We start from the raw sequence: 3857 nt of genomic DNA on the forward strand, positions 1-3857 counted from the left end.
GCTTCACCGTAATTCTCACCCATGTACTTAAATGCCGTTTTGCTAATTCGTTCTTGATACGGGTCCTTAACGATAGTCCCTTCGATAGAATGTTCTTTAATAAATTCCAAGACTTCATTCGTCGTTCCAAAGTGCATCGCTTGTTTAATATCAGTTGTAAATTTATGCGTATATCGTGGATGGTTCTTTGCAAGATATCCCATCATGCTTGAGTAATCTTCGATATGTTGGAAGTACCATTGAGGACTCTTCGCGTCTCTAATGACATACATTTTTATACTATTCATGAGCATCGCTCCTTTGCTATTTTTTCTTCTAATTCATGACCTGTGACACGTGTGACATGTGTGACACGTTTTTTTGAAAAATATAAAATATAAATATAAGAATGTTGATTTAATAGGCTTTTATACTTACTTTTTACTTTTTTACTAAAAAACATGTCACAGGTGTCACATATATATAAAAAAGTATCTATAAACGTTGATGTAACAACATTTTGAAGTGTGACACCATTTTAAAAAAACGTGTCACATTGCCGGCACAACGAGTCACAAGTGTGACACGTTTTTAGTTTTGTGACACCAGTACGTGTCACAAATTAGGTAATAATTCTTTGATAACCTCTTATTAATTTTCCGTTGACTCTGAATCGTTCTTTCTTCCAATCTAGTAAATTATCCATAATAAAACTTATCTTTCGAGATAGTTTTTGGTCGTTCGATTCTTTATGGAATAGATTGAACATAATCTCCCGAGTAGCCACTCGATTCATCGTTTGTCCACCTGAAGTCCAGTCAGGACTGTTTGCAAAATATTTAGTCGTGTAAATATACTGATCAGTTGTTGTTCTTGTTTCCCAATCCTTAGGAACGGGCATTTCCAAGTACTGAAGAATTTGAAGTTCAATCTCATCTCTGAACATGAATTGCTCACGATATTCAACTAATTCAGCTTCCGTTTCTTCATCAAACATCAAATCCACACCGCTTTTATAAAGGGTGACGGCTTCACCCCAAATTTGCTTTACAACTTCATCCGTCATCTTCATAGGATGCTTTTTTTGTTTGCTATTACATGCTAGTACAGGCAAGAACCGACGTTCTCCTGTTTTATCCTTTAGATATTCAACGTGATTGCTTGTGCGTGCTAAAACGAAATTCTTTGCGAATTCTTGCGTTCTTCTCATGTACGGTTTCCTGAATCGTAAACTCGTTTTTGAGATGAACGATTTCGTTTCTGCGAAACTCATGCGATCACTAGCGACCATTTCGTCATCATTCACTATCAAATGTTTTAGCATGATGTCATAGTTGTCTTTGTTTGCAAAATCAGTTACCGCATCCGTATACCAGTGTCCACCAAGCTTTTGTAAGAAAGAAGTCTTACCAACACCTTGCCCACCAACTAAGTCCAGAACGTAGTCAAATTTAACGTAAGGTTCATATACTTTAGCAACAGCGCCTACCATCCACATTTCAGCGATTTTAGACACTAGAGGGTCTTGGTTAGCTCCTAAATAGACTTGCAGCATTTGTCCAATGCGTTTGCGTTTATCCCAGCCTTTCTCAGCTTCTTCCATATACTCTTTCACTGGATTGTAGGACCGTTCAGATAAGAAGGTTTCCATGCCGTCAATCATCGCTTGAGCTGTAAATGCTGCACCAGTGACATTCTCAAAATAAACCTTAACAACTGATTCGAAATTCGAAGGCAGCTCTCCTTTTTTCAGAAGCGTGTTTCCAAGTTGGATATCTCTTGTTAATTCGTGCTCTTGGGAGAATTCGTTATGCTTCAGATAGAGATTTAACTGATCATCAGCTCGAAATGCGTTCAACACATTTACTGGACTGTTCGTTTTTAAAGTTCCATTGCTATTTTTTATCGGTTCATAATCCTTATAAAAACTCACTACTTCGCCAATCACAATCACCTCCTATCTTTGTTAATCATACTTACTACTGTTCTTTCTAATTCTTGCATCGATAGTGGGTTTGGAGTGTTGGTATTAGCTATTTTAGCTAACGTCAACACATCCATCTCGTCCACTCCTCGCCATAAAAGCCCACCCACAAATTTAGCAAGCTTATCATTACGATTCCCTTCATCCCCTAATCCATTGGCGATGATTTCAAACAGTTCTGTCGTTTTTGTCTTTCCAGATGTCCGACCCTTACTAACCCACGACCTCAACCCGTCGCTGTAATCAAATTCACGCCCGTTGGTGATTTTGTATTGTTGAATGATGGCTTCAATCAACGCTCTGGAGGGAGTAATCATCGTTCCTTTTTCGGGAGATTTTTCCATGTCCCATTCATATTGCCCTTTATCCGTTGCAGAAGGAGCAACCAACACATAATTGTTTTCATGCGCTTTGATATCCACTCCTGGTAGGAATCCAATCATTTGACTGATGTGGATATCATCACGCTTGAAATAGAATAGGTGCTTACCTCCTGATGCCGTCTTAGCTTGAAGTGTGGGTTCGATTAGGTTTAAATGTTCCCAATTCTTCAACGAATCAAATCCACTGGTTTGTCCGTGTTTGTCAATATCAATCACGAAGAAATTTGTAGTCCTTAGTGCGATGTTTGCATTTGGATATTTACTCCAAACTTCGTTAATTCCATCAGCATCAAGAGGTGGTTTATCCGCAAATTCAATTAATGGTCTTTTAGTTGTAGAACTAATCGGGATGACCGAAAACCCTTTTTGCTGATACAACAGCGCATATTCTTTCATTGAATGCATGAGATCACCTTATTTTTAGAAAGGTAAATCGTCTTCTTCTACAACAACTGTATTCATCGCATTTTCAGCATTTTCTTCAATATCATAGTTGCGATATACTTTGTCTTCTTTACCTTTTGTTTCTAGGATTTTTAATGTGAAGTAAGAACCAACTGCTTTACGTTCTAATGCATCAGCTAATGCTCTTCCGTCTTCGAAGTCGTTCTTCATAACTTTATCTCCAGCAAGTTCAATCGCTTTAGTAAAGAACTTGATTGTTCGTTCTACTGACCAAGAAAGGTCTTTGCCGTTCCATTCAGATAATGTTCCAAAAGATACATATTCAGTACGTCCGTTAAATTCACCTTCACGGACTTCAAACGTGAACCCTAAACTTTCCCATCCGCTTGGTGCAATGTTAAATTGTACTCGTTTTAATACAACTGTGTAATCACCGGCTGGTAACGCTGCAGGTCCGTTCACGCTATCTTTACGAGGGTCAAATCCATCTTCTTTAATTTTCTTTGCAATACTTAATAAACTCATTTTTCATTTCTCCTTTAGTTTTAAAATAATTCATCTTCGTTATTAGAAACTTCAACAGTTTCCTGTTTTGTTGGTTTTGCAGCTGACTTTGTTGCTGCTTGTTGCTTACGAGGTGGTTCAACTGCGCCTCTGATTGTTGATAAAATTTTCAAAATCGCTTTGTCATCCACCTGGTCCGCATAGTAAGTCTTACGTTTTCTGTCGACTTCACGATTGTAGTTATTCCCGATTTTTTCTGTGTGGATCATTAAATCTGAATTCCCGTTGATAAGGTTCACGTACTTATCTTTCAAGCTTGGTTTGTCTTTAGTAGCATTTCCGTTATCGTCATATTCTGAGATTTGACGGCTGATGTAAATCACATTCATCGGTAATGCTTTGAGGTCAATAACCAGTTCCGTAATAGCCTGGTTGAAGAAGTCATAACCTTTCCCGTATGGGATTTCAGACAACGACTTCAATCGAGGTTTCCCTGGTGGAGTTAGCTCATCACACACAGCGATTTTAATCATCTCGATAACATCGTCGATAACATCGATTACGACTGTCTCGTATGAATGTTCTTGCGTTTGTAGAGCTAA

At 38.2% G+C, this 3857-nt stretch carries 5 protein-coding genes; all 5 read right to left on the reverse strand.

All coding sequences use genetic code 11. The features are described 5' to 3' along the window. Positions 1-287, reverse strand: a 287-nt coding sequence (locus tag ADH02_RS06145) for a hypothetical protein (RefSeq protein WP_048783455.1), incomplete at its 3' end; no start/stop codon positions are given. Between the two features lie 314 nt (positions 288-601). Beyond that, complete coding sequence (locus ADH02_RS06150) at positions 602-1927, reverse strand: virulence-associated E family protein (RefSeq protein WP_048783457.1); 1326 nt, start codon at positions 1925-1927, stop codon at positions 602-604. 2 nt (positions 1928-1929) lie between these two features. Next, complete coding sequence (locus ADH02_RS06155; protein WP_048782023.1) at positions 1930-2751, reverse strand: bifunctional DNA primase/polymerase; 822 nt, start codon at positions 2749-2751, stop codon at positions 1930-1932. 15 nt (positions 2752-2766) lie between these two features. Beyond that, entirely contained in the window at positions 2767-3276 is a 510-nt protein-coding gene (locus ADH02_RS06160) for a hypothetical protein (protein ID WP_048782022.1), read from the reverse strand. 20 nt (positions 3277-3296) lie between these two features. Further along, on the reverse strand, positions 3297-3857 hold a 561-nt coding region (locus ADH02_RS06165; RefSeq protein ID WP_048783459.1), incomplete at its 5' end, for an AAA family ATPase.

The sequence above is a fragment of the Streptococcus sp. 263_SSPC genome (assembly GCF_001071995.1).
GTDB lineage: Bacteria > Bacillota > Bacilli > Lactobacillales > Aerococcaceae > Granulicatella.